The following is a 22,544-nucleotide window of genomic DNA, read 5'->3' as shown; positions in this document are numbered from 1 at the left end:
TGGTCGGGTGGAATCAGCGGGAGGTTGTTGCGTTGACAAAGGTATGACCTCGGCACTTCCCTCCGTCCGGTTCTCGATCCTGGACCGCTCGCGCGTTCGGCGCGGGCAGAGTCACCCTGCGGCGCTGCGCGACACTGTCGAGTTCGCCCGGCTCGCCGAGGAGTGGGGGTATCACCGCTTCTGGGTGTCCGAGCACCACAGCGTGCCCGGTGTGGCCGGGTCGGCGCCGACGGTGCTCGCCGCGGCGGCCGCGGCGGCGACCGAACGCATCCGGATCGGCACCGGCGGGGTGATGCTGCCCAACCATCAGCCACTGATCGTCGCCGAACAGTTCGGCGTGCTGGAGTCGCTGTATCCGGGCCGGATCGACATGGGTCTGGGCCGCTCGGTCGGCTTCACCGACGGGGTACGCTGTGCACTCGGCCACGACAAGCGCGACGCCGAGGACTTCGACGCCCAGCTGACCGAGTTGCTCGACTACTTCGACCACGGCCGCAACGGCGTGCACGGCTGGCCTGCCGAAGGGCTGCGGATTCCGGCGTTCCTGCTGGCGACCGGCTCCGGGGCGGAGCGGGCCGCGCGGTTCGGGCTGCCGCTGGTGATCGCCGCGGTGGGCGGGCAGGACCGGATGATCGAGGCGATCGAGCGCTACCGGACCGAGTTCCGCGCCACCGCCTGGGGCAAGCACCCGTACGTCATGGTGTCGGGGTCGGTCGTCATCGCCGACAGCACCGAGGAGGCGCACCGGCTGCTGCTGCCTGAAGCGTGGTCGAACGCGTATTCGCGGACCCGCGGCGAATTCCCGACGCTGATCCCGCCCGCCGAGATCGAGGCGATGACCATGACCGATCGGGAACGGCGCATCTTCGAGGACTCGCTGCGCGGTCAGGTGCACGGCACCGAGGACGAGGTCGCCGACCAATTGGAGCGGCTGGTGCTCAGCACCGGCGCCGACGAAATCCTGGTGCACACAAGCACTTACGATCGATCGGCCCGGCTGGAGTCGCATCGCCGGCTCGCGCGACTCACCGGACTGCTCGGCTCGGCGAGCGCCGCCCGCACAACCTCGGCGGTGTAGCCCACGGCTCAATCGGCCGGCGGGAAGCGGACTTCCGCGGCGGCATAGCCGAACAGCTTGCGACCGTCGGACCGTGCGTCGATCGCGATGGTGGCCCGGCGGCGGCGCGGATCGAGGGAGGTGATCCGGCCGTTGAACTCGATAGCGCTCGTCGCACGCGTCGGGACCCGCAGGGAGTGCGCAAAATGGGCGAACTGCGCGCGAAACCTGCTGACAGCGGACGGATCACCGAGCCAGGAACTCAGAAAGCCCGCTGCCAGACCGAGTTTCAGCATGCCGGGGGCGACCACCGACGGCAGGCCGGTCGCGGTCCGTTCGTCGTAGGTGGCCGACTCGGCGTCACCCACCACCTTCGCGTAGTTCACCACGTCACCGCGCGAGAGATGCACAGTGTGCGAAGGAAGTTCGGTGCCGACGGCGAGCGTGTCGAAATCGATGACGGTGCGGGGCATCCGCGTCGCACACGGCGGGGCGACGCGGGCAGCGGCCATCGGGACGAGGTTGCCGGGCTTCGGACCCGGCCGGATAGGGGAGTAGCCCTGCACCGACTCGGCGAGCCCGGTCCTGGTGAGCAGCGCGGTCGAGCCGGTCTGCACGGTCTCGCCGTGCTGATCGATCAGCACACTCTTGATCGCCAGCACGTCGTAGTCGGCGAAATGCCGGAACGACTCGAAGTAGATGTCACAGCTCAGCCGGTCGCCGGCGACCAGCGGCCTGCCGAGGTCGAGGACCTGGTCCGCGTGCAGAATCCGGGTCGGCGGATAACCGGTGATCAAGGTGTCCAGTATTTCCCGCTGCACCCGGTTCAGGATCATCGAGGACAGCGTGGCCGGCGCGAGCAGCCCGGCGAAACCGAGCTCGGCGGCCGCGTCCGCACTCCAGTGCGCCGGGTGATAATCCTGTACCGCGCGGGCGAATTCGCGAATCGTCGCCCGGTCGATCGCGTAGGCGGTCGTGGACCGGTACCGGTGGTTCACCAGGGCACCGACCTGGTCGGACGGTGTGACGGAAAGGTCGCGCATCATTGCTCCTGCCTTACGAACCGGGTCCGAATTGCCATGCCAGCGGCGGTATCTGATCGGGTGTCACCGTGCCGACCACCTCGACGCCCGCATCGGTGAAGGTGCCGACGGCCCGGTCGATATGGTCGGCCGAGGTGACCACCACCGCGTCCCGCGCGCCGATCGCCCGCATGATCCGCGCGGAGTGTTCGGCGTTCTGCACGGTCGACGCCGCCTCCGGCTCCAAATGGATCCGCTCGGGGGCAATGCCGTGTTCGACGAACCAATCCGCCATGGCGCGCGCCTCGGTGATGCCGTTGTGCGGATTGCCGCCGGTGACGATGATCGGCGACGCCGGGGCGAGCAGTGCCTGCACGAAGCCGGCGTGCAGGCGGTCGATCAGCTCCGGGCGCATCGACCCGTCGGGCAACAGGCCGTAGCCGAGCACCACGATCGCGGTCGCCGGACCGTGCAGCGCGGGAAGGGGTTCCGGTTCGGGCGGCACCAGGGCCCGCAGCACATCCGGGAGTGCGCGGTCGGTCGAGCCGGTGCCCTCGGCCAGCGCGGCCGGGTAGTGGACGAGCGCGGCGGCGACGGCGACCGCGCCGAAGAGAGTGCGTACGGTGCGCCGTGCCGGGCACGACGGTCCGCGAAAAGGATTAGCGAACATGGGCAGCTCCGAGGATCAGCCGGCTGCGAACAGCGGGAAAGATTCACCCATGCTCGGCTATTCGCTGGTATTCGCCGCAGAATTGTTTTGTTGTCTGTAGACCTCACCGTCGGGCGCCGCCGCGTTTCGGAGATAAGCACGTGCCTTTTGTGGGAAACCGGAAATATCGTGCCGCCGCACTGTGACCATTCCTCATAGACCGGTTTGCCGGGCCGCACTGTGTCGTATACCTAACCGCGACAGCAGCTTTGGTGAGCTGTCCAGTAACCGCGCTGTCCCGTCGGCCTGCGACCTTCCCGGTTTTAGCGTTGGCGCAGTTTCGGTGCCGCCGAACGGCATCCCCCTCGGCACTGCGACACCAATTCTTGCTCGACGTAGGAAGGCATGCAATGAAACGAAGTACCTTCGGCCGATCGTCGCTCGCGGTGGCGGTGCTGACCGGTGTCTCGGTGCTGATCATGGGCATCGCCGGGGTCGGCGCGAGCGCTGACCCGGCGGCCGCGGCGACCGAGCAGTCCCTGGCCGATTACATCGCCGCGGGCCGGAAGGCGGCGCCGGTCGCCGAATCCGGCAGCTCGTCCGGCTCCGCCTGCAATTCCGGCAGCGGCGCCGGTTCGGGCAACGGTTCGGGCAACTGTTTCGGCGGCTCGGGCAGCAGCTCCGGGTTGTCCGGCGGATACGCCAGCGACACAGTCGGTTACGGCCCGCCGATGACCTCCTGGCTGGCCGCCTTCGGCCACGGCCTGATGAATCCGGACGTCGCGCCGCCAGGTGCCAACGACTGGAACTGCAAGCCCACCGCCGCGCACCCGCGCCCCGTGGTGCTGCTGCACGGCACCTGGATGAACGCCTACAACGGCTACGCGTACATGGGGCAGCCGATCAAGGACGCCGGCTTCTGCACCTTCACCTTCAATTACGGCCGGTCCAACCTGGTCCAGGGCGGCGGCCTCGGCTCGGTGCTGCCCGGCGTGATGGGCACCGGCTACATCCAGGACTCCGCCAAGCAACTCGCCACCTTCGTCGACCGGGTGATCGCGGCGACCGGCGCCGACGAGGTCGACATCATGGCGCACTCGCAGGGTGGCGCGATGGCGAACTGGTACACCAAGTTCGAGGGCGGCGCGGACAAGGTGAAGAACCTGATCACCTACGGTGCCACCCATCACGGCACCTCCCTGGTCGGCATCGGCGCGCTGGGCCGGGCGATCAACAACTTCGGCATCGACATTCTCGGCTTCATCGAGATCTTCGTCGGGCACGCCGGTATCCAGCAGACGATCGGTTCCGATTTCGTCAACCAGCTGAATGCCAACGGCGACACCATTCCCGGCGTCGACTACACGATTGTCGGCACCCGCTACGACGAGATCACCAACCCGTACGACCTGACCTTCCTGCGGCCGGGACCGGGGGCCTCGGTACAGAACATCACCTTGCAGGACGGCTGCGAACAGGACGTTTCGGATCATTTGACGATCATGTACTCGCCGCGCGCCCTGTCCATCGCGCTGCGTGCACTGGACCCGGCGGGCCACCCCAACCTGGAGTGCACCTTCAATCCGTGGCTGATCGGCGGCGGCGGGCAGCTGTAGCACCTCGATAGAACGTGCATCTCGGCGAACAGGTGGAACCCCAACCCTCCGAGCCTGTTCCGACGGATGCGCCACCGTCGCGGCCGATGCGCACAGAACGGATTCTTCAACCCCGCCTCTCTGTTCCGTAGCGAATTTCGGCCCGTGGCGAAAGTGCCCACCGGATGGCGACCGCACGCGCCGCCCGGTGGGCACTGTGCTTTTCACCGAATCTGCATCAGGTTTACCGAATCTGGATGAAATTTACGCGGCATTGGTCGCGTGGTTATATCCGCTCCATGAGTCGCTGTTTGCCTGTAGGTCGCACCGTCCGGCACGGGTTTGTTCGGGGTAATCGCCCCGGATCTTCCCGTGCCGGACTGTGCCGTTTCCGTGTATCCCGAACGCTGCGCCCGACGCAGGAAGGCATGTCGATGAAACGAAAGACCTCCAGTCGATTATCGATGGCGGCGGCGCTGCTCGGCGTCTCCGCGCTCCTCATGGGTGTTGCGGGTGCCGGCGCGAACGCGGCACCGCCGGACGCGTCGCTCGAGCAGCGCATCGCCGACCGGATCGACGCGAGCGGACCCGGCGCCGCGGTCGCCGATTACGGCTTCAGCGCGGGTCTTTCCGGCGGATTCGCCAGCGACACAGTCGGTTCCGGTCCGGCGCTGCCCGCGTGGCTGGCGGCCTTCGGCTACGGTCTCACCCATCCGGATGCCGCCCCGCCCGGCGCCAACGACTGGAACTGCCGGCCCACCGCCGCGCACCCGCGCCCGGTGGTGCTGCTGCACGGCACCTGGATGAACGCCTACAACAGCTTTGCGTTCATGAGCCAGCCGATCAAGGACGCGGGCTTCTGCACCTTCGCGTTCAACTACGGCCGCGCCGATCCGACCCAGGGCGGCGGCCTGCCGCCGCTGCTACCCGGCGTGATGGGTACCGGCAACATCGAGATCTCGGCCAAGCAGCTGGCCGCCTTCGTCGACCGGGTAGTGGCCGCCACCGGCGCGCCCGCCGTCGACATCATCGGGTATTCGCAGGGTGGCGCGATGGCGAACTGGTACACCAAGTTCGAGGGCGGCGCGGCCAAGGTGCAGAACCTGATCACCTACGGCGCAACGCATCACGGTTCCACCATCGACGGTATCGCCGCGCTCGGCCGGGCCATCAACAACATCGGTGCCGACATCGTCGGCGCCAGCTCGATCGTTGTCGGCCATGCGGTCGCCGAGCAGACCATCGGCTCGGACTTCGTCAACCAGCTCAATGCCAACGGCGACACCGTCCCCGGCGTCGACTACACCATCGTCGGCACCCGCTACGACGAGATCATGACCCCCTACAACCTGACCTTCCTGCGCCCGGGCCGGGACGCGTCGGTGCAGAACATCACCCTCCAGGAGGGCTGCGAACAGGACCTCTCCGATCACCAGACGATGATGTACTCACCCCGCGCCCTGTCCATCGCCCTGCGCGCCCTGGACCCGGCCGGGCACCCGGATCTAGTCTGCACCTTCAACCCGTGGCTGATCGGCGGCGGCGGACATCTCTGACGCCGACTCGGCGGCGCTCGCGCACTCGTGGGACATCCTGACCTCGATGTCACTCGCGGTGAGCGCCGCCGAGGTCTTGGACGCCAGATGCTCGGCCCAGGACAACTCCTGCGCCAGGGCGATCGCGGAGTTCGCTGTGGTGCAGTGGAACTGAGCGGAGGCCACGCTGTCGTCCAGCGCGAAGATCACATCGACGGCGACCTTGCGGTGCACCGTGACGGTGATCGCCGCGATCGCCCGGCGCTCGACGCAATGCTTGACCTCCACGGTGGCCAGCGGCAGGTCGCGCACCCGCGGGGTGCTGATGCCGACCACGTTGCCGTAGCGCCACCGGCGCGGTGATCGCCCGCCCGACTGTCCGACGGCCTCGTGCACCGCGAGGATGAGATCGTCCAGCGCCGGAGCGGGGACGGTCACCTCATAGGTATAGCGACGGTTCACGATAGGTGCCCACACCTTCCGCGTGTGGTCGCGATGTGTCGCACCGGCGACCGAGTCCAGAACAAGTAATGCCCGAGAAGATCGAGGGCGCAACCGATGTGCACGACGGCAGAGTGCTTGCCGAGTGCCGTGGTCTGTTCCGTCCGCGAACCCTGACGATGTCACGATTTCGCATCGTTGTCTGTCGGTCAAATGTCCGACACCGTCGTCGGGGAGTAATGGAGGTTACCGGACCGCATCCACTGTTCGAATGACTTCGCTTCGACTATCGCGATGTTAGCGTCGAAATGAACGAAAGACAGTGGCGCAATGCGACTACAACTCATCCAACGTGATCACACCGTCCTGCAGGGCGCGGGCCACCAGCGCGGCCTTGGTGTTGGCCGCCCGGTCGACCGCCGCGTACTTGGCGCGGATGCGGGTGATGTGGGTGTTGACCGTACCGATCGACAGGTAGAGCTGCATGCCCACTTGGGTTTTCGAGTCGCACTTGACCCAGGCGACCAGCACTTCGAGTTCGCGCGCCGACAGGTGCGGGTCGCGCCACAAGGCGATCGGGTTCGGGGTCGGTTGAGATCGGGGATCCGGAACGATGGAGTGCATCTGTATTTCCCGCTTCGTGCAGTATCAAGTCGGCTCCGGTGCCGCACCTCCCCGAAGGTTGCAGACCAATAACCGATGTGCCCACTGAATATACGATCCGCGGAAGCTTCTGGGAATTCCCCAGCTTTCAGCCCGCAGGTCTGGGGTCTTGCTTCGCGTCGCGAACGAGTTGGTGGTCGTCCAGGTCGGACCGTATCGCGCCGTTGGCCTGCACCTCGATGCGCAGTTCGCCGTTGTCGCGCAACAGGATCGAGGCGAGCGTCGCGCGGCCCGGTGGCAGTATGCGCGCCGTGACGGTCCCGCCGTCGGCATAGTCGAGCGCGTCACGTAAGACCGTGCGCACCTGTTCTCGGAGGTCGGTGTCGACCTCGTCCAGCCCGCCACCGTCGTCGAGCACCACCGTCACCCCGCGCTGGCGCGCGTAGCGTGCCGCGGTGCCGACCGAGGCATCGATCATCAGACCACCCAGGATGTCGTCGCGCAACTCCGCCTCGACCAGCTTGCACTCGGCCTGCTCCTGCACGGTGAGTGCGCGCCCGGACGCGATGATCTCGAGCAGCGGCCGCGCGGCGCTGTCGAGCCGGGCGACGCGCTCGTCGCGCTCCTGCTGGGCGGCCTGCGCCGCGGCCTCGGCGGCGGCGCGGTCGGTATCTTGTTGGCGCAGCGCGAGAATCGAATGCGCCATCGGACGGACCACCCTGGCGAAGAAGGTCGCCATCAGCAGCGGGGTCAGGTTGATGAACGAGAACCCCACGCCGGTAAGGAGTCCCTGACCGGTGCGCGCGGTCCACCAGCCGCAGACGGCGATCTGCCCGAGCACGCCCGACCAGGCCCACAGCGGCGCCCCGCGCACGCAGAGGAAGTTCAGATACGCCGACCCCGCGCCGAGAAACCAGAGCTGGGTGGAGTTGTCCATCGGAATCGGCAGCTGCCGGATGGCCAGTGCGGTCGCGAGCGGGGCGGCCAGCGCGGCGGGCGCGGCGAACCGGACCGGCAGCGGATCGCCGGGCGCGAGGATCATCGCGGCGGCGGCGCTGAGGATGAGGAGTGCCGCGAAGGCAGTGAGTCGGATATCGCGGATGCCGTCGTTCGCGGCGAGCGCCATCGAACAGACCGCGACGGCGAGCAGGCCCGACAGCAGCCACGCCGCCGGGGTGCGCATGCCGAGGATGTCGCGTACGTCGTCCCGGACCGTCTGGTTCGCCGTCATCGTGCCACCCACCCGGCGCTGACATGGCAGCCGCGCCCCGGCGCGGCATCGATGGCGGACCAACCGCCCGGTAGTTCGGCGAGCCGATCGGTGATGCTGGCGCGCAAGCCGATTCGGTCCGGCGGGACGGTCGCCGGATCGAATCCGACGCCGTCGTCCACGACATCGACGCGCACCGAATTCGCGTCGGCCGTCACCCGCACCGCGCAGTCGGCCGCGCGGGTGCGCGAACCGGCGTGGCGCTGCCAGTTGCGCAGCGCCTCGCCCACCGCGGCGGCCAGCGCGGTCGCCACGTCGCTCGGCACCGCGAGGGTGCCGCTCGCGGGGCGGTCGGCGTGCAGCCGCACCGAGTCGTCGACCTCGGCCGCCGTCGCGCGGATGCCGGCGACCACCTGGTCGAGGTCGACGGTGTCCGGCTCGGGCCGCCCGGTGCGCAGCCGCTCGAGATCGCGCAGCGTCACGTCCGCGTGATGGGTCAGGACGGTGGAGTTCGGCGCGCGCGAGGCCTCGAGCAATGTCGCGATGACCCAGTCGTGGGCCAGGGCGTCGAAGCGCCGCCGCTCGAATCGGCGCGCCTCGGCCGCGGCGGTGGCGGTGGCCTTGGCACGGACGGCGTGTGAGGTCCGATCCAGCGTGCGTCCGACCCGCACCAGCACCACGCACGCGGCGCAGGGGAGCGCCGAATAGGCCAGGGCGAACAGCAGTTCCGGCACGATCGGGTTGCCCGCGTCCGGTCCTCGGGCGTACGCGGCGGCGATCTGGGCGAGCGTCGCGGCAACGGTGAGATAGCCGAAGGGCATGAGCCGCCAGAAGATACAGAGCGCCAGCGCGGGCAGACCCGGAATCCAGGTGATCCACAACGACTTCTCGGCAGGCACGAGAGTATCGGCGCGCACCACCAGCCAGCCGATCGCGGCGAGCAGGTAGCCGAGCGCGAAAGCCAGGACCGCGTACCGGACCAGATCGAAGCGCCAGCGCGCCGCGGCGACCACGAGGCCAACGGTGGGCAGGTAGATCGCGGTGAGCGCGAACGGTGTCCACCACGGCGCGGCGAGCGAGGACTGGGACAAGGCGGTGGGCATGGTCAGGGCGGCGTAGAAGATGCCCCCGGAACCGACGAACAGGCTTGCGCCACGGACGAGTCGGGCTTCGGCGCTGCGCCGTGGCGCGGCCGTTTCGATCATCGGGGCCGGGAATCGCCGCCGAGGAAGCCGTCCCGCTTGGCCTCGCGGTACAGGTCCACGCGCGAGCGGACCGGTCTGCCCGCCTCGGCGTACCGGCGGCGGATCCGGCTCAGGTAGTCGTTGACCGTGTGTTCGGAGAGGCCGAGTTTGTGCGCCACCGAGGCGGCGGTCTCGCCGTTCGCGTAGTGCTCCAGCACGTCTCGCTGCCGCGGCGGCAGATCGATGTTGGTCAGCGCCGGGTCGCTGTCGATGGCCGAGGCCCAGGCCATTGTCGCGACCTGCCTGCCGGAGGCGGCCGCGCGGATCATCGCGGTGGTGCGTTCGGCGGGATCGCTTTTCAGCGCGACGCCGAGCACGCCCGCGCGGGCGGCGGAGCGGATCAGGTCCCGCCAGTCGCCGGTGGTGTAGACCAGGCAGGGAATGTCGAGGCTGTGCAGCAGTTCGACATTCGCGCGCGGGCTGGAGCCGTCGGGCAGCCGCAGGTCCAGCACGGCCAGGTCGAGATCGGTGGTCCGCTCCAGGAGGGCGGGCACCGTCTGCGCGATCGCCACGACAGTGAGATCGGGCTGTTCGGACAGGATCGCGGCCAGGCCGACCGCGACCGCCTGGTGGTCTTCGACGATGCCGATGCGGCGCACGGTGCCCGGTGTCGCGTAGGGGCCTGGCAGATCGGTGACGGCGACGCCGGCCATTGTGAGGAGTCGACGGAGCACCATGAATGGCATTAAATCACTCGGTCCCGAAAGTTCCAAGTGAATCCGTTCGGCAATTAGGATTTCGGCCTCGGCGGCGGTGGGAGCGAATGCCGGGTCCGGCATTGCGCGTCGTACAACGTAATCTGATATCGACCGGTCGGTTCGGTGCGATACCTGGTGAAACTGGTTGTGGCAGTGGTGATCAGCGGCCGTACCCGTCGGTGGTCCGTAGCTGTTTTCGGCACCTAGGCTTATGCTGATTCGAATTCCGCATTTTCACATGCGGATCGGACATCAGTCGACGTGTGTGCGGTGCGCGCATTAATTCCTGGATTTGCTCCGAATTACCTATTTTGACTTCACCGAGGCGCGAATGGTGGCGGGGGTGGTCCCGGATCATGGATGTAGGTGTCGAGTGTTCAGCGGACAGACAGTGGGCACCGGCGCCACGAGACTCACTGGATGAGGCCACGGGGGCGCACCGCCCCCGGGCGGAATGGACACAGGGAGAAGGACGTGCACTCGAGTCGGCACCCGGACAGCCCGGCGATGCTGTTGTCGCGGCTGCGATTTCCGGTGGTGGACATCGGTTATGGAGTTCGCGCGGAGGTATGGCTGCCCGGCTGCCGGATCTTCTGTCGCGACTGTCTGACGGGACACACCTGGGTGTTCGACGAATCGACCCGCTGCGGTGTCGAAGCGGTTCTCGACTGGCTGCGCGAGTTGCCCGCCGACCGGATCGACGGCGTCACGATCTGCGGCGGCGAGCCGACCGACCGGCCTCTGGCGCTACGTGCCCTGATCGACGGAATCAACACGTGGCGAACAGGATTGAGCCGCCCGGTCGACCTGCTGCTGTACTCCGGTCGTTCGACCGCCGTGCTGGATGAGCGGCTGCCGTGGCTGAGCGCGTCGGTGGACGCGCTGGTCGCCGAGCGGTTCGAGGGGCGCGATGCCGGGTCGTCCGGTCCGGCGAGCCGGCGCGTCGTCGTCGGCTCCGCGCTCGGCATGACCCGTTATGCCGCAGCGCCTTTCGCGGCCGAGGTCACGTCGTGCGATAGCTGCGGGCGACCAACGCCGAGCGCAGATACCACAGGCCGGACGGTTGGGACGGGTCGAAGCCGGTGAGCTGACCGATCCGCTTGAGGCGATAGTCCACGGTGTTGGTGTGCACGTGCAGGACTCGGGCGGTGCGCTGCCGATTGAGGTTGTTGGCGATATGGCGCTGCAGGGTTTCCAGTAGCTCGGGGTGTTCGTCGAGCGGATCGAGCAGCTGCCCTAGGTACTCGCGGCCCGGACCCGGGCGGGTGAGCTGGTATTCGAGCGCGAGTTCGTCGAACCGGTACAGCCCGGCCACGGCTTCGAGCCGCTGCACCATGTCGAGCAGTTCGTGGGCCTGGTCGGCGGCGTTGGGGATCTGCTCGGGGGTGGCCTCGACCATGGTCGCGGTGATGCCGACCTGGGCGGCGTGCGACAGCTGGGTCACCAGGGCGTCGTAGCCCGCGTTGTCGAAGGTGGGCGACGGGATGAGTATCGTGCCGCCGTCGACGCTGAGCAGCGACAGCGCGCTGTCCCCGCAGCGGGTGGCCAGTTCGGCCTGCACCCGTCTGAGCTTGCGGCGCGCGACCACCTGGCTGTCGAGCATCGGATTGTGTTCCTCGCGATGCGGCGGAATCGCCACGGCGAGAACGGCATACGAGGCCGCGATGGCGATGCCGCATTCGCGGGCCATGGTGGAGGTGCTGTGCCCGCCGAGCAGCGCGGAGGTGAGCGTGTGCACCGCGGTGTGGTGCTCGCTGACCACCGAGCGCAGTTCCTTGATGTAGGCCACCGAGATCGCCGAGCTGATCATGTCCAGCATCTCCAGCACCATCTTGGCGCCGTCGACCAGGCTGTCGAAATCCTTGATGGACGCGTCGGACACCACCAGGTCCAGCCCCATCTTGAAGCCCTCGTGGATGGAGTGGTGGATGGTGTCGATGGGCACGCCCTCGCGCGCCCAGCCCGCCGCCGCGTCCTGTAAGCGCTGCAACTTCCCCGGGATGTCCTGGCCGTCGAGCATGCTCACCGCGAACTCGAGGCAGACCCGGGTGATGGTGGTGACGTCGCCGGAGATCGCGTCCGCGGGCAGGGTCCCGCAGGGGATGACGTTCTCGACGAAGTGCCCGACCATCTGGCGCGACAACGCGCGAACGTCCTTGAGCGGGGACGACATCGGCTTGCCGGCGAGCGTCAGGCTCTGCCGGGCCGAGTTGTCGATCGACATTGACGACTCCTTCCGCCCCCGAAATATAACTGTGCGGCGGATTCACACTAATCGTTGAATTCCGGTGACGGATCGATTCGCAAGGTTCTGTGTGAGACTTGCAGACTGGTCGGTCGGTCCTTGTGCGTCGTCACAGCGTGTCGGGGTTCGGACGGTTTTTTACGCCAGTACCGCGATATCGAGTTCGCGCAGGCGGGCCGGATCGGCGATCACCTCGTAGCCCGCGACCCGATCGTCGCGCACCGTAACCACAAGGGCGAGTAGCAACTTGCCGCGCGGGGCGACCAGGATGCCGACCGCGCCGTTCACCAGTGCCAGCGCCGCCACCCGCGAACGACGTTGCAGCAGTACGGTTTCCTTCGCGACCGCCGCAGCGCCGCGCACCACGGCCGACAGGCCTGCGGGCAGCGCGGCCGGATCGGCGACGCGGACCACATCCGGGGCGAGCACCGCGAGCAGCGCGTCGAGATCGCCACCGCGGGCGGCGGTCAGGAAAGCCTCGACCACATGACGTTGCTCAGCGAGTTCGTCTGCGGTGGCGGTGGTTTCGCCCTGTGCCCGCTGTCGCGCACGGCTGGCGAGTTTCTTTGTGGTCGCGGTGCTGCGCCCGACGATCGGCGCGATCTGATCGAACGGCACCGCGAACAGATCGTGCAGCACGAACGCCACCCGCTCGTCGGGACCCAGCGTGTCCAGTACCACGAGCAACGCCCGGCCGACCGAATCGATCAGCACCGCTTCGTGTTCCGGGTCGCTGTCGTAGGCGGCGTCGCCGAGTTCGGCGAGCAGGTCGGCCGGTTCCTCGCGCCGTGCGGCCCGCGACCGCAGCATGTCCAGGCAGATCCGTGACACCACCGTGGTCAGCCAGCCTGCCAGATTCACCACCTCGTCGCTGTCCTGGCGGGCCAGCCGCAGCCAGGCCTCCTGCACGGCGTCGTCGGCCTCGCTGAGCGACCCGAGCATCCGATACGCGACGGCGCGCAAATGGCCGCGATGGGTCTCGAATCGCTGCGCCAGCACGTCCTGCGCCCGCATCGGTCACCTTTCCGTTCCGCCCTCCGTCAGATGATTGACGGATCCCACCGCGCCCGGTTGGTCCGGTGCGACGCCGCCGAGGCGCCACACCACGATCGCAGACCGGGCGCAGCACACATCAGGAGGGTGTAACCCATGTCCACCGCTTATGTCATCGTCACCATCGTCGCCGCGGCCGCCATGCTGATCGCGTCCGGCGTCGATGTCTTCCGTGCCCAATGGGTGCGCGACAACATGCGGCACTACGGCATCCCGGACTGGACGCTGATGCCGTTGGCCGTGATCAAGGCGGCAGGCGCCGCCGGCCTGCTCGTCGGCCTGGCCATTCCGCCGCTCGGACTGGCCGCCGCGATCTGCCTGGTCCTCTACTTCATCGGCGCGATCATCACCATCCTCCGCGCCCGCGGGTACGGCGACCTCGCCTACCCCATGCCGTATCTGGCACTGGCCGCCGCGTCGCTGGTGCTGTTCGTGCTCGCCTGACCGGCGCCTAGGCCCTAGCCCTGCTGGATGAACTTCGCCGCCTGCTCGCCGATGAACACGGCGGGGGCGTGCGTGTGGCCACGGATGAGCAGCGGCATGACGGAGGCATCGGCGACGCGCAGGCCTTGGACGCCACGCACTTCCAGGTGCGGGGTGACGACACTGGCCGGGTCGGTGCCCATCCGGCAGGTGCCGACCGGGTGATAGAGGGTGTGCGAGTAGCCGTTCAGTGCGAGTTCGAGGGTGGCTTCGAGCTGGGCGGGGGCCTGCGGCGGGTAGATGATCGGGCCCAGGACGGCTTTCATGGCCGGGGTGGCGGCGATCTCGGCGCAGGTGCGCAGGCCGGACATGAGGGCGGCGCGGTCGGCGCCCGCGCTGTCGGACAGGTAGCGCGGGTCGATCACCGGCTTGGCGGCCGGATCCGGGGCGGCGAGGGTGATCCGGCCGCGACTGTGCGGGCGCAGCAGCACGGTCGCCAGGATGACGCCGTGTTCGGTCGGGTCGACCAGGCCCTCGTAGTAGAACGGTGCGGGCGCGAAGATCAGCTCCAGGTCGGGCAGGTCCAGTTCGGGGTTGCTGCGGATGAATCCGTAGGCCTCACCGACATTTGAGGTCAGCATGCCGCGGTGGCGCAGCAGGTAGTCGAGCAGTTGGCGCGGCTTCTCGGCGCCGAACAGCGAGTCGGCCGCGACGCCGTAGCCGATCCCGGTGACGAGGTGATCCTGCAGATTGGCGCCCACCTCGGGCACGTGCCGCAGCGCGCGAATACCCTGGCGCGCCAGCTCGTCTCGGTCGCCGATGCCCGAGAGCATCAGCAGCTGCGGGCTGTTGATCGCGCCACCGCACAGCACCACCTCGCGGCGGGCGGTGACCGTGTGCGGGCCGCCGCCCTGGTGGTATTCGACACCGACCGCGCGAGTTCCCTCGAACAGCACCCGGGTCGCGGGCGCCTCGGTGCGGACGGTCAGGTTCGGCCGCCGCATCGCGGGCCGCAGGTATCCGTCCGCGGTGCTCCACCGCCTGCCGCCGTGCTGGGTGACCATGGTCTCGCTGAAGCCTTCCGGCTCCGGCCGATTCGGCGGCTCGACCTCGAAACCGGCCTCCCGCACCGCGGTCAGATAGGCGGCGGTCAGCGCGCGTGGGCTGCGTTGCCGCGAGATGTGCAACGGACCGTTGGCGCCCTCGTCCGGATACTGTGCGTCCTGGACGTTTTCGATCCGGCGGAACTGCTCGACCGCGGCCGCGAAGCCCCACTCCTCGCCCGCCAGCAAGCCCCACTCGTCGTAGTCGGCGCGGAAACCACGCACCCACATCATCGCGTTCATCGATGAGGACCCGCCGAGCATCTTGCCGCGCGGCCAATAGATCTGCCGATTCTTCAGCTCGGGCTGCGGCTCGGTGAGATAGTCCCAATCCACCTCGGTGCGAAAGAGTTTCGCGAACCCGGCGGGAATATGGGCGAACTTGTTCTTGTCCGGTGGGCCCGCCTCCAGCAGCACCACCGACGTATTCGGATCGGCACTGAGCCGGTTCGCCAGCACGGCGCCCGCGGATCCGGCGCCGACGATCACGTAGTCCGCGGTAAGCCCACCTGGTTGCACTGTCCCACTCCGATCTGCGCTGCCTACGGCAAAGATACGAGGATCGGGTGTGCCGATGGTTCGCTTTCAGCACAACCGGACACAAGTCACCCGAGTACGGAGGTATAGCGACAGTGGACGCGGGAACAGTGATCGTCACCGGTGGTAGCCGCGGTATCGGCGCGGCAACGGCCCGGCTGCTGGCGGGTGCGGGTCACCGCGTCTGCCTGACCTATCGAGCGGACACTGCCGCGGCGGAGGCGGTGGTCGCCGGCATCGCCGCCGAGGGCGGCAGCGCGCTCGCGGTACGCGCCGACATGAGCGACCCCGCCGACATCGATGCGTTGTTCCGCACCGTCGATGCCGAGCTCGGCACGCTCTCCGGCTTGGTCAACAACGCGGCGACGCTCGAAACGCAGTGCCGCGTCGTCGAACTCGACGTCGAACGGTTGCATCGCGTGATGACGGTCAATGTCGTGGCCCCGATGCTGTGCGCGAAATACGCCATCCAGCGTATGTCCACCGAGCACGGCGGCTTGGGCGGCGCGATCGTCAATGTTTCCTCGGCCGCCGCCCGGCTCGGTTCGGCGGGGGAGTACGTCGACTACGCCGCGAGCAAGGGCGCCCTGGACACCTTCACCCGTGGACTCTCCGTCGAAGTCGCGGCGGAAGGTATTCGAGTGAACGCGGTGCGCCCCGGCTTCATCCACACCGACATGCACGCCCTGGGCGGCGAACCGGGCCGAGTCGACCGCGTCGCGCCGAGCCTGCCGATGCGTCGCGGTGGCCGACCGGAGGAGGTCGCCGAAGCCATTGTCTGGTTGTTGTCCGAGCGGGCGTCGTATGTCACCGGCTCGTTCATCGATGTGGCTGGTGGACGGTGAGGCCGGTCACAAAGCGAACGATCGGTCGTATATATTGTTAGCCTCTGTACATACCATTCGGCTCCACTCTCTTGGAAGGGCGTGATGGATATGGTGGACGAGGACCGCGCGCGGAAGGCCGCGATGATCGAGGAGTTCTTCCGGCTCAGCTCGGCCAAGGATTTCGAAGGTTTCCTGGCGTTGTGCACCGACGACATCCACATGTCGATTCCGTACCAGCTGCCGGGCTTCCCGGACCATGCCGACGGCAAGGACGAGATCCGGGCCACCCGGACGGCGGTCGACCGGTACGAGCGCTACGCGATGTGGGCGAGCAAGATCGAGCCGATGCTGGACCCCGACCGATTCCTGGTCGAATCGAAGGGCGACATGGTCGTTCGCGCGACCGGCAGGCCATACCGCAACGACTACGTGAACGTCTTCCGGTTCCGCGACGGCAAGATCGCCGAATGGGTCAGCTACCACGATCCACTGCGTCAGATGGTCGCGTTCGGACTGACGGAACTCCCGGTCCCCTCGGTTACTTCAGGATGAGCAACGCGGACTTCTCGATGCGATCGGCGATCTCCGAGTAGGACGCGTAGCCCATGCCCGCGCGCACCAGCGCACCGGCGTAGAGCAACTCCAGTGATTCGACGACGTCCGGGTCCGCGTCCGCGCCGAGCGCCCGCATGATCCGCTTGCGGATCTCGGTCCCGATGCGACCGCGCAGATGCACCACGTCGGGGTCGCGGCCGAGCAGCGCGCTGGTGACCGCGCCGGAGAGCTCCTGCTCGTCGGCGACCAGCATCGCGATATCGCGCAGTTCGGCCACCACCCGCACCGTCGGGTCCGGGTCCTGGCTGGCCGGCGACGGCGCGGAAACCAAACGCCGCCAGAAGATCTCGGCGACCAGGTGTTCCTTCGAGGAGAAGTAGGTGTAGGCGGTGGCCGTGCCGACCCCCGCCGCCGCGGCGACCAACCGGATCGTCATCCCCGCGAACCCTTCGCGGGCAAGCACTTCCACCGCCGACCTGGTGAGCTTGTCGACGGTGTCGGCCTGCTTGCCGGAGAGCCTGCGGCGGGTCGCCTCGACGATGACGGGATCGGATTCGGACATGTGTCTGGATACTACTACGGGCAGGTCAGTTCTTCGCCGCGGCGATGCCCGCCCGGCGGCCGTAGAAACTGCCGTCACCCAGCGAGGCCCCGCTCACGTACCCGCCCGCGCACAGCCCGGAGGTGCAGCGCCCGGCGGCGAACAGGCCGGGGATCGGCTCGCCGGAGACGTGCAGCACCCGGGAATCCAGGTCGGTGCGCAGACCGCCCAGGGTGAAACCTGCCGTGTACCCGCGCATGTCGAACGCGGCCAGCGAACCTTGCAGCGGCCGAACCCATTCCGGCTTCTTGCCAAGCAGCGGATCCTTGCCGTCGGCGGCGTGCAGGTTGTAGCAGTCGACGGTGGCTTGCAGCGCCAGCGTCGGCAGGCCCATGTCGGACTCCAGTTCCGCGACCGTCTCGGCGGCCCAGGTCGGCGGCTGCCGGAAGAACGGGGTGGCGGTCTCGGTGGCCAGCCCGGCCTCGTAGGACGCCTCGTCGATGACCAGGAAGGCCTGGTTCTCCTGCTGGATCAGCGCCGCCTGGCCGATCCGGCCCGGGTAGGTGTCCTCGGCGATGAACCGTTGGCCGCGCCCGTTGACGAGGATGCCGCGCGCCATCAGCTGCGGGTCGCCGAAGAAGGCGACCTCGGTCGCGTCCATGTGTGCCAGCTCCGCCCCGAGGGCCTGCGCGAGCCGGATGCCGATGCCGTCGTGCTCCTCGATCGCGGCGGCGGGCCTGCCGATGAGGCGTGGCGCGTAGCCCTCGATCATCTGCTGGTGGTAGGCGAAACTGCCGGTGGCCAAGACGATCCCGCGGTCGGCGCGGATGGCGACGTCTTTGCCGTAGCGTTTGGCGAGCACACCGACCACACGATCGTCGTCGTCCATCACCAGGCGGCCGATCCGCAGGTCGTATTCGACGGCGACACCGAGTGATTCGGCGGTTTCGGCCAGCGGCTTCATCAACATATAGCCGCCGCTCTTGCGGCCGATCTTCTTGTCGGCGAACTGCGGAACGTGACCGCGCGGGGCCGGTTTCGCGATCGCGTTGAACGGCGCCGCGTTCTCGCCGCCGGAGTACATCAGGCCCTCGTCGTGCGGCGGCTCCCAGCCCGGCTCGCCCCAGAAGGCCTCGCGGAACGGCACACCGCACGAGACGAGCCAGTTGTAGTGCTCGACGCTGCCGCGCGAGTAGTCGGCGATCTTGGCCTTGTCCACCCCGGGGCCGAGCGCCGCGAGCAGGAAGGTCTCCATGTTCTCCGGCGTGTCCTCGAAGCCGAGGGCCTGTTGCAGCGGGGTACCGCCGCCGAGGTAGATGAAGCCGCCCGCCATCGCGGCCGCGCCGCCCCAGCCGCCGGTGCGTTCCAGGATCAGCACCTCCGCGCCCGCGCGGGCGGCCTCGATCGCGGCACATACCCCGGCGATGCCGTAACCGGCCACGACTACATCGGCGTGCAGGTCCCACTCGGTGACGCTGCTCGCGCGTAGCGGCCGAAGGGTGTTGGCATCAGACATGTTTCGGGTCCTTCACTCGGTGCGGTCGGCTTCCTGCTTGCGGGCCGCCTTCTTCTGTTGCGCCACTATGGTGCCCACCAACAGGTCGAGTTTGGTGCCGTTCGGCCAACCGACGTAGTGGCAGAGGAACACCGCGATCTCGTGCAACTGCTCCTCGGTGAGCTCCGCGTTGCGCAGCGCGGCGCCGATCTGGATACCGGCGGTGTCGATGGCGCCCTGCGCGGTGAGCGCGCCGAGCAGCAGCAGCCGCCGGTCCCGGATGGACAGCGCGGGACGCGACCAGATGTCGGCGAAGAGGTGGTCGGCGGTCACCGCGAAGTGGCTGCCCGGGTAGTCCTGGAACTCGGTGCCGTACACCTCGGCCATCTTCGCCAGGCCGCGTTGGCGCACGGACTCGGCGGAACCGTTGTCGCTCATGAGGATTGCCTTTCGGATGTGCCAACGCCGAGCCCGGGCCCGAGCCGTTCGAGCGCGAGTTCGGCCAGGGGGAGTGGGATGTCGAGCCGGGCAGCGAGTTCGAGCGCGAGACCGAGGTCCTTCTCGCCGAGATCGCGCACGTGCCGCAGGATCGGCAGCCAGAAGTCGCCCTCCTCGATCGGTGCGGTGCGATCGCGCAGCATGATGGCGCCCGGCCCGCCGGTGACGGCGTCGGAGTGCCGCACTACCTTGCCGAGCACCGTGAGGTCGAGTCCGGCGGCCTCGGCCAGCCGTTGTGCCTCGGTGGTGGCGGTGAACGCGACGAAGTGGACCAGGTTGCGGGCCAGCTTCATTCGCGTGCCCGCGCCGACCGGGCCGGCATGCACGATCAGATCAGCGAAACACTCGAAGGGCGCGCGGACTCGTTCGTAGGCCGCGTCGCTGCCGCCGACCATGACCGCGAGGGTGCCCTTTTTCGCGCCCGGTGCGCCGCCGCTGACCGGTGCGTCGACGAATTCGACCTCGCGCGTGGCGCATTCGGCCGCGAGCTGCTCGGCGGTGCGGTCGCTGATCGTCGAGTGCACCGCCACCACGGTGCCGGGCGCTGCGCTGCGCAGTAGTCCCTCGGGGCCGGTGAGCACCTCGCGCACTTGTGCGTCGTCGACCACCGCGATGGAGATGACCGAGGCCCGCTCGGCGAGCTCGGCCGGTGAGGCGGCCGGTACGGCACCGGCGTCGGTGTACGGCAGAACCGCGTCGGCGCGCACGTCACAGACTGTCAGCCCGCCTGGCCAATTCAGTAGCCGCTTGGCCATCGGCGCACCCATGGCGCCGAGTCCGATGAAGCCGAGCTGGGTGTCGGTCATGAACGGAAAACCTGTCCGCCATCGACATTGAAGATCTGACCGGTGACCCAGCCTGCTTCGTCGGACAGCAGGTACAGGCACGCGCCGACCAGGTCGGCCGGTGTGCCCATTCGCTTGAGCGGCAACCGGTTCACCATGTCCTCCACGATGGCCGCGGGCGTCACCGTCTTGGTCGCGTCGGTGTCGATCGGGCCCGGTGCGATGGCGTTGATCCGGATGTTCGAGCCGCCGAGCTCGAAGGCGAGCTGCTGGGTCAGGCCGTTGACGCCGACCTTGGCCAAGCCGTAGAAGCTGGAGTATGTCCATGCGGCGGTGGAGGATTGGTTGACGATCGACCCGCCGGTTTTGCGCATGTGCGGCCAGACGGCGCGGGTCATGTTCAGCGCGCCGTCCATGTTCACGCTCATGAACTTCTTGTAGTAGTCCCACGGAACGGTGAGCAGCAGGTTGAGCTTCATCTCGCCGTAGATGGCGGCGTTGTTGACGAGGTGGTCGATGCCGCCGAACTCGGCGACCGTCAGTTCGGCCAGCGCGGTGGCGGATTCGGGATCGGACACGTCGACCATGCCGAACAGCGCGGTGCCGCCATCGGCGGTGATCTTCTCCACCGTCGCCTGCCCGCCCTCGGTATTCTTGTCGGCGACGACGACTTTCGCGCCCTCGGCGGCCAGCGCGGCGGCATAGGCGGCGCCGATGCCCTGCGCGGCGCCGGTGACGATGACGGATCTTCCCGTGAAACGGGCCATGACGATGTGCTCCTCTTATCCAGCGGTCGCGATCAGCTTGGTTTCCAGGTATTCCTCGAACCCGGCGATGCCCATCTCCCGGCCGATGCCGGACTGCTTGTAGCCGCCGAACGGTGCGTCGGCGGAGTACCAGACGCCGCCGTTCACGCTCAACGTCCCGGTCCGTACGCCGTTGGTGACGTGGCGGATCCGTTCCGGGTCGGTGCCCCACACCGAACCGGACAGCCCGTAGGGGGAGTCGTTGGCCAGCCGGATGGCGTCGTCGTCGCTGTCGTAGGGGATGACAACCAGCACCGGGCCGAAGATCTCCTCCTGCGCGACGGTCGCGCTGTTCGGCACGTCCGCGATCAGGGTCGGCTCGATGAAGAAGCCGCGTTCGCGTTTCGCGGGCCGACCGCCACCGACCACGATGCGGCCACCCTCGGACCGCGCGAGTTCGAGGTAGCGCTCCACTCGGTCGCGTTGGCGCGCCGAGATGAGCGGTCCGCACACCGTCCGCGAGTCGGCCGGATCACCCGGTTTGATACCCGAGAGCGTCGCGGCGGCGGCCTGCACCGCCTCGTCGTAGGACGCACGCGGGACGAGTAGCCGAGTGGTGATCGCGCAGCCTTGACCCGCGTGCACGCACACCGAAAACGCCGCCACCGCACAGGCTCCGGCGATATTCGCGTCGTCGAGCACGATGAACGCCGACTTGCCGCCCAGTTCCAGGAACGCCTTCTTGAGTGTGGTTGCGGCGCCGCGCATCACGGCGCGTCCGGTCTGCGTCGAACCGGTGAAGCTGATCAGGTCGACCCGGGGGTCCTCGGTGAGGCGCGCGCCGAGCCCGTGGTCGGCGCCGGTCACGATGTTCACCACCCCCGCCGGAATGTCGGTCTCCTCGGCCAGGATCGCGCCGACCGCCGCCGCGCACCACGGTGTGTCCGGCGCGGGCTTGAGCACCACGGTGTTTCCGGCGGCGAGGGCGGGACCGAGCTTGGCGAAGGTGATCTGGTGCGGGAAGTTCCACGGGGTGATCGCGCCGACCACCCCGACGGGCTCGCGGCGCAGCACCCGGCGGGTCTTGATGCCCATCGGCGCCGCGGTGCCGAGATCGGTTTCCCAGCTGTAGGTTTCGGCCAGCGAGGCGGAGTAGGCGAGGTCGGCGATCGGACCTTCCAGCTGCGGGCCGCGGGTGAACATGGCGGGCGCGCCCGCCTCGGCGATGGTGAGCTCGCGTAGTTCTTCGACGTGCGATTGCAAGGCGGTGCGCAGCTGTTCGAGGCAGTGCGCTCGGAAGGCCGGGTCGCGGGGCCAGTCGGTCTCGTCGAACGCGGTGCGGGCGGCGGCCACCGCCGCGTCGAGGTCGGCGGCGTCGGCGTTCGCGGCGTGCCCGAGCACCTCCTCGGTCGCCGGGTCGACGGTGGCGAAGACTCCGCCGCCACCCTCGACCAGCTTGCCGCCGATCAGCAGGCGCGCGCCGTCGGCGGGCAGCAGGCTACTCATGCGTTGCTCCGATACTGTCTGGACACATGTACGGAATGTAGTCTCAAGCGGTGATTTCTGGCAAGAACACGTTCTAACTCAGCCATTCTGGGTCATCCGTCGCGCGGCCGTCGCGGAATCTGCGCGGTTCTCGGGCGAGTCGGTCGAATTCTGCGCAATGGTGTCGGTAGTACAGC

23 protein-coding genes are annotated in these 22,544 nt (G+C 68.2%); 7 read left to right on the top strand and 16 right to left on the bottom strand.

What is annotated here, in order from left to right:
• Positions 1-43: 43 nt before the first annotated feature.
• On the top strand, positions 44-1,078 hold the full coding sequence (locus tag IBX18_RS10515; protein WP_194833503.1) for an LLM class flavin-dependent oxidoreductase: 1,035 nt from the start codon (positions 44-46) through the stop codon (positions 1,076-1,078).
• Between the two features lie 8 nt (positions 1,079-1,086).
• On the opposite strand, the gene IBX18_RS10510 is transcribed toward IBX18_RS10515, so the two are convergent.
• Both IBX18_RS10510 and IBX18_RS10505 read right to left on the bottom strand, forming a co-directional pair.
• Entirely contained in the window at positions 1,087-2,100 is a 1,014-nt protein-coding gene (locus IBX18_RS10510; RefSeq protein ID WP_194833502.1) for a fused (3R)-hydroxyacyl-ACP dehydratase subunits HadA/HadB, read from the bottom strand.
• Positions 2,101-2,113: 13 nt separating this feature from the next.
• On the bottom strand, positions 2,114-2,749 hold the full coding sequence (locus tag IBX18_RS10505; RefSeq protein WP_194833501.1) for a YdcF family protein: 636 nt from the start codon (positions 2,747-2,749) through the stop codon (positions 2,114-2,116).
• 389 nt (positions 2,750-3,138) lie between these two features.
• On the opposite strand from IBX18_RS10505, the gene IBX18_RS10500 reads away from it, so the two are divergent.
• Both IBX18_RS10500 and IBX18_RS10495 read left to right on the top strand, forming a co-directional pair.
• Positions 3,139-4,344: a triacylglycerol lipase gene (locus IBX18_RS10500; RefSeq protein ID WP_194833500.1), complete on the top strand. Its 1,206-nt coding sequence runs from the start codon at positions 3,139-3,141 to the stop codon at positions 4,342-4,344.
• A gap of 413 nt (positions 4,345-4,757) precedes the next feature.
• Positions 4,758-5,879: a triacylglycerol lipase gene (locus tag IBX18_RS10495; RefSeq protein WP_194833499.1), complete on the top strand. Its 1,122-nt coding sequence runs from the start codon at positions 4,758-4,760 to the stop codon at positions 5,877-5,879.
• Here the strand turns inward: IBX18_RS10495 and IBX18_RS10490 are convergent.
• The 5 genes from IBX18_RS10490 to IBX18_RS10470 form a co-directional block, all read right to left on the bottom strand.
• Entirely contained in the window at positions 5,829-6,320 is a 492-nt protein-coding gene (locus tag IBX18_RS10490) for a hypothetical protein (RefSeq protein ID WP_194833498.1), read from the bottom strand. The genes IBX18_RS10495 and IBX18_RS10490 overlap by 51 nt on opposite strands.
• 315 nt (positions 6,321-6,635) lie before the next feature.
• Entirely contained in the window at positions 6,636-6,923 is a 288-nt protein-coding gene (locus IBX18_RS10485) for a response regulator transcription factor (protein WP_194833497.1), read from the bottom strand.
• A gap of 127 nt (positions 6,924-7,050) precedes the next feature.
• A complete protein-coding gene (locus IBX18_RS10480; RefSeq protein WP_194833496.1) occupies positions 7,051-8,133 on the bottom strand; it encodes a hypothetical protein in 1,083 nt (360 codons plus the stop codon).
• Positions 8,130-9,317, bottom strand: coding sequence for an ATP-binding protein (locus IBX18_RS10475; RefSeq protein ID WP_194833495.1), 1,188 nt, complete (start codon positions 9,315-9,317; stop codon positions 8,130-8,132). The genes IBX18_RS10480 and IBX18_RS10475 overlap by 4 nt, the downstream gene beginning before the upstream one ends.
• On the bottom strand, positions 9,314-10,009 hold the full coding sequence (locus tag IBX18_RS10470; protein ID WP_107656533.1) for a response regulator transcription factor: 696 nt from the start codon (positions 10,007-10,009) through the stop codon (positions 9,314-9,316). Before IBX18_RS10470 ends, IBX18_RS10475 begins: the two co-directional genes overlap by 4 nt.
• Before the next feature lie 552 nt (positions 10,010-10,561).
• Here IBX18_RS10470 and IBX18_RS10465 point away from each other — a divergent pair.
• Positions 10,562-11,140 (top strand): 4Fe-4S cluster-binding domain-containing protein, encoded by a 579-nt coding sequence (locus IBX18_RS10465; RefSeq protein WP_194833494.1) that lies wholly within the window; start codon positions 10,562-10,564, stop codon positions 11,138-11,140.
• Here the strand turns inward: IBX18_RS10465 and IBX18_RS10460 are convergent.
• Positions 11,058-12,278 carry a CdaR family transcriptional regulator gene (locus IBX18_RS10460; protein WP_107656535.1) on the bottom strand — a complete coding sequence of 407 codons (1,221 nt, stop codon included), beginning with the start codon at positions 12,276-12,278 and terminating at the stop codon, positions 11,058-11,060. The genes IBX18_RS10465 and IBX18_RS10460 overlap by 83 nt on opposite strands.
• Before the next feature lie 159 nt (positions 12,279-12,437).
• Complete coding sequence (locus IBX18_RS10455) at positions 12,438-13,313, bottom strand: sigma-70 family RNA polymerase sigma factor (protein WP_194833493.1); 876 nt, start codon at positions 13,311-13,313, stop codon at positions 12,438-12,440.
• 135 nt (positions 13,314-13,448) lie between these two features.
• On the opposite strand from IBX18_RS10455, the gene IBX18_RS10450 reads away from it, so the two are divergent.
• Positions 13,449-13,796, top strand: a complete 348-nt coding sequence (locus tag IBX18_RS10450; RefSeq protein ID WP_194833492.1) for a DoxX family protein — start codon at positions 13,449-13,451, stop codon at positions 13,794-13,796.
• A gap of 14 nt (positions 13,797-13,810) precedes the next feature.
• Here IBX18_RS10450 and IBX18_RS10445 read toward each other — a convergent pair whose 3' ends face one another.
• Entirely contained in the window at positions 13,811-15,397 is a 1,587-nt protein-coding gene (locus IBX18_RS10445) for a GMC family oxidoreductase (RefSeq protein ID WP_194833491.1), read from the bottom strand.
• Between the two features lie 113 nt (positions 15,398-15,510).
• Between IBX18_RS10445 and IBX18_RS10440 the strand changes: the two genes are divergently transcribed.
• Both IBX18_RS10440 and IBX18_RS10435 read left to right on the top strand, forming a co-directional pair.
• Positions 15,511-16,260 (top strand): SDR family oxidoreductase, encoded by a 750-nt coding sequence (locus IBX18_RS10440; RefSeq protein ID WP_194833490.1) that lies wholly within the window; start codon positions 15,511-15,513, stop codon positions 16,258-16,260.
• A gap of 84 nt (positions 16,261-16,344) precedes the next feature.
• Entirely contained in the window at positions 16,345-16,794 is a 450-nt protein-coding gene (locus IBX18_RS10435) for a nuclear transport factor 2 family protein (protein WP_194833489.1), read from the top strand.
• Here IBX18_RS10435 and IBX18_RS10430 read toward each other — a convergent pair.
• The 6 genes from IBX18_RS10430 to IBX18_RS10405 are packed head-to-tail and all read right to left on the bottom strand — an operon-like array spanning position 16,781 to position 22,368.
• Positions 16,781-17,359 carry a TetR family transcriptional regulator gene (locus IBX18_RS10430; RefSeq protein WP_194833488.1) on the bottom strand — a complete coding sequence of 193 codons (579 nt, stop codon included), beginning with the start codon at positions 17,357-17,359 and terminating at the stop codon, positions 16,781-16,783. The genes IBX18_RS10435 and IBX18_RS10430 overlap by 14 nt on opposite strands.
• A 25-nt stretch (positions 17,360-17,384) precedes the next feature.
• Positions 17,385-18,854, bottom strand: a complete 1,470-nt coding sequence (locus IBX18_RS10425; RefSeq protein WP_194833487.1) for an FAD-dependent oxidoreductase — start codon at positions 18,852-18,854, stop codon at positions 17,385-17,387.
• A 12-nt stretch (positions 18,855-18,866) separates the two neighbouring features.
• Positions 18,867-19,271, bottom strand: a complete 405-nt coding sequence (locus tag IBX18_RS10420; RefSeq protein ID WP_194833486.1) for a carboxymuconolactone decarboxylase family protein — start codon at positions 19,269-19,271, stop codon at positions 18,867-18,869.
• Complete coding sequence (locus IBX18_RS10415; protein ID WP_194833485.1) at positions 19,268-20,137, bottom strand: NAD(P)-dependent oxidoreductase; 870 nt, start codon at positions 20,135-20,137, stop codon at positions 19,268-19,270. The genes IBX18_RS10420 and IBX18_RS10415 overlap by 4 nt, the downstream gene beginning before the upstream one ends.
• Positions 20,134-20,883 (bottom strand): SDR family oxidoreductase, encoded by a 750-nt coding sequence (locus IBX18_RS10410; protein ID WP_194833484.1) that lies wholly within the window; start codon positions 20,881-20,883, stop codon positions 20,134-20,136. Before IBX18_RS10410 ends, IBX18_RS10415 begins: the two co-directional genes overlap by 4 nt.
• Before the next feature lie 15 nt (positions 20,884-20,898).
• The gene (locus tag IBX18_RS10405; protein ID WP_194833483.1) at positions 20,899-22,368 is read right to left on the bottom strand and encodes an aldehyde dehydrogenase; all 1,470 of its coding nucleotides are present in this window, start codon (positions 22,366-22,368) and stop codon (positions 20,899-20,901) included.
• Positions 22,369-22,544 lie beyond the last annotated feature (176 nt).

Source organism: Nocardia sp. XZ_19_369 (assembly GCF_015355715.1).
In the GTDB taxonomy this organism is placed as follows: Bacteria; Actinomycetota; Actinomycetes; order Mycobacteriales; family Mycobacteriaceae; genus Nocardia.
The sequence above is the reverse complement of the archived record's forward strand: the minus strand, read 5'-3'. Positions and strand labels throughout refer to the sequence as shown.

What these genes read in the sequence shown, in the direction of transcription:
- IBX18_RS10515 (WP_194833503.1), top strand. Translation starts at nt 44, where the DNA reads ATGACCTCGGCACTTCCCTCCGTCCGGTTCTCGATCCTGGACCGCTCG.
- IBX18_RS10510 (WP_194833502.1), bottom strand. Translation starts at nt 2,100, where the DNA reads ATGCGCGACCTTTCCGTCACACCGTCCGACCAGGTCGGTGCCCTGGTG.
- IBX18_RS10505 (WP_194833501.1), bottom strand. Translation starts at nt 2,749, where the DNA reads ATGTTCGCTAATCCTTTTCGCGGACCGTCGTGCCCGGCACGGCGCACC.
- IBX18_RS10500 (WP_194833500.1), top strand. Translation starts at nt 3,139, where the DNA reads ATGAAACGAAGTACCTTCGGCCGATCGTCGCTCGCGGTGGCGGTGCTG.
- IBX18_RS10495 (WP_194833499.1), top strand. Translation starts at nt 4,758, where the DNA reads ATGAAACGAAAGACCTCCAGTCGATTATCGATGGCGGCGGCGCTGCTC.
- IBX18_RS10485 (WP_194833497.1), bottom strand. Translation starts at nt 6,923, where the DNA reads ATGCACTCCATCGTTCCGGATCCCCGATCTCAACCGACCCCGAACCCG.
- IBX18_RS10480 (WP_194833496.1), bottom strand. Translation starts at nt 8,133, where the DNA reads ATGACGGCGAACCAGACGGTCCGGGACGACGTACGCGACATCCTCGGC.
- IBX18_RS10475 (WP_194833495.1), bottom strand. Translation starts at nt 9,317, where the DNA reads ATGATCGAAACGGCCGCGCCACGGCGCAGCGCCGAAGCCCGACTCGTC.
- IBX18_RS10470 (WP_107656533.1), bottom strand. Translation starts at nt 10,009, where the DNA reads ATGGCCGGCGTCGCCGTCACCGATCTGCCAGGCCCCTACGCGACACCG.
- IBX18_RS10465 (WP_194833494.1), top strand. Translation starts at nt 10,562, where the DNA reads ATGCTGTTGTCGCGGCTGCGATTTCCGGTGGTGGACATCGGTTATGGA.
- IBX18_RS10460 (WP_107656535.1), bottom strand. Translation starts at nt 12,278, where the DNA reads ATGTCGATCGACAACTCGGCCCGGCAGAGCCTGACGCTCGCCGGCAAG.
- IBX18_RS10455 (WP_194833493.1), bottom strand. Translation starts at nt 13,313, where the DNA reads ATGCGGGCGCAGGACGTGCTGGCGCAGCGATTCGAGACCCATCGCGGC.
- IBX18_RS10450 (WP_194833492.1), top strand. Translation starts at nt 13,449, where the DNA reads ATGTCCACCGCTTATGTCATCGTCACCATCGTCGCCGCGGCCGCCATG.
- IBX18_RS10435 (WP_194833489.1), top strand. Translation starts at nt 16,345, where the DNA reads ATGGATATGGTGGACGAGGACCGCGCGCGGAAGGCCGCGATGATCGAG.
- IBX18_RS10430 (WP_194833488.1), bottom strand. Translation starts at nt 17,359, where the DNA reads ATGTCCGAATCCGATCCCGTCATCGTCGAGGCGACCCGCCGCAGGCTC.
- IBX18_RS10425 (WP_194833487.1), bottom strand. Translation starts at nt 18,854, where the DNA reads ATGTCTGATGCCAACACCCTTCGGCCGCTACGCGCGAGCAGCGTCACC.
- IBX18_RS10420 (WP_194833486.1), bottom strand. Translation starts at nt 19,271, where the DNA reads ATGAGCGACAACGGTTCCGCCGAGTCCGTGCGCCAACGCGGCCTGGCG.
- IBX18_RS10415 (WP_194833485.1), bottom strand. Translation starts at nt 20,137, where the DNA reads ATGACCGACACCCAGCTCGGCTTCATCGGACTCGGCGCCATGGGTGCG.
- IBX18_RS10410 (WP_194833484.1), bottom strand. Translation starts at nt 20,883, where the DNA reads ATGGCCCGTTTCACGGGAAGATCCGTCATCGTCACCGGCGCCGCGCAG.
- IBX18_RS10405 (WP_194833483.1), bottom strand. Translation starts at nt 22,368, where the DNA reads ATGAGTAGCCTGCTGCCCGCCGACGGCGCGCGCCTGCTGATCGGCGGC.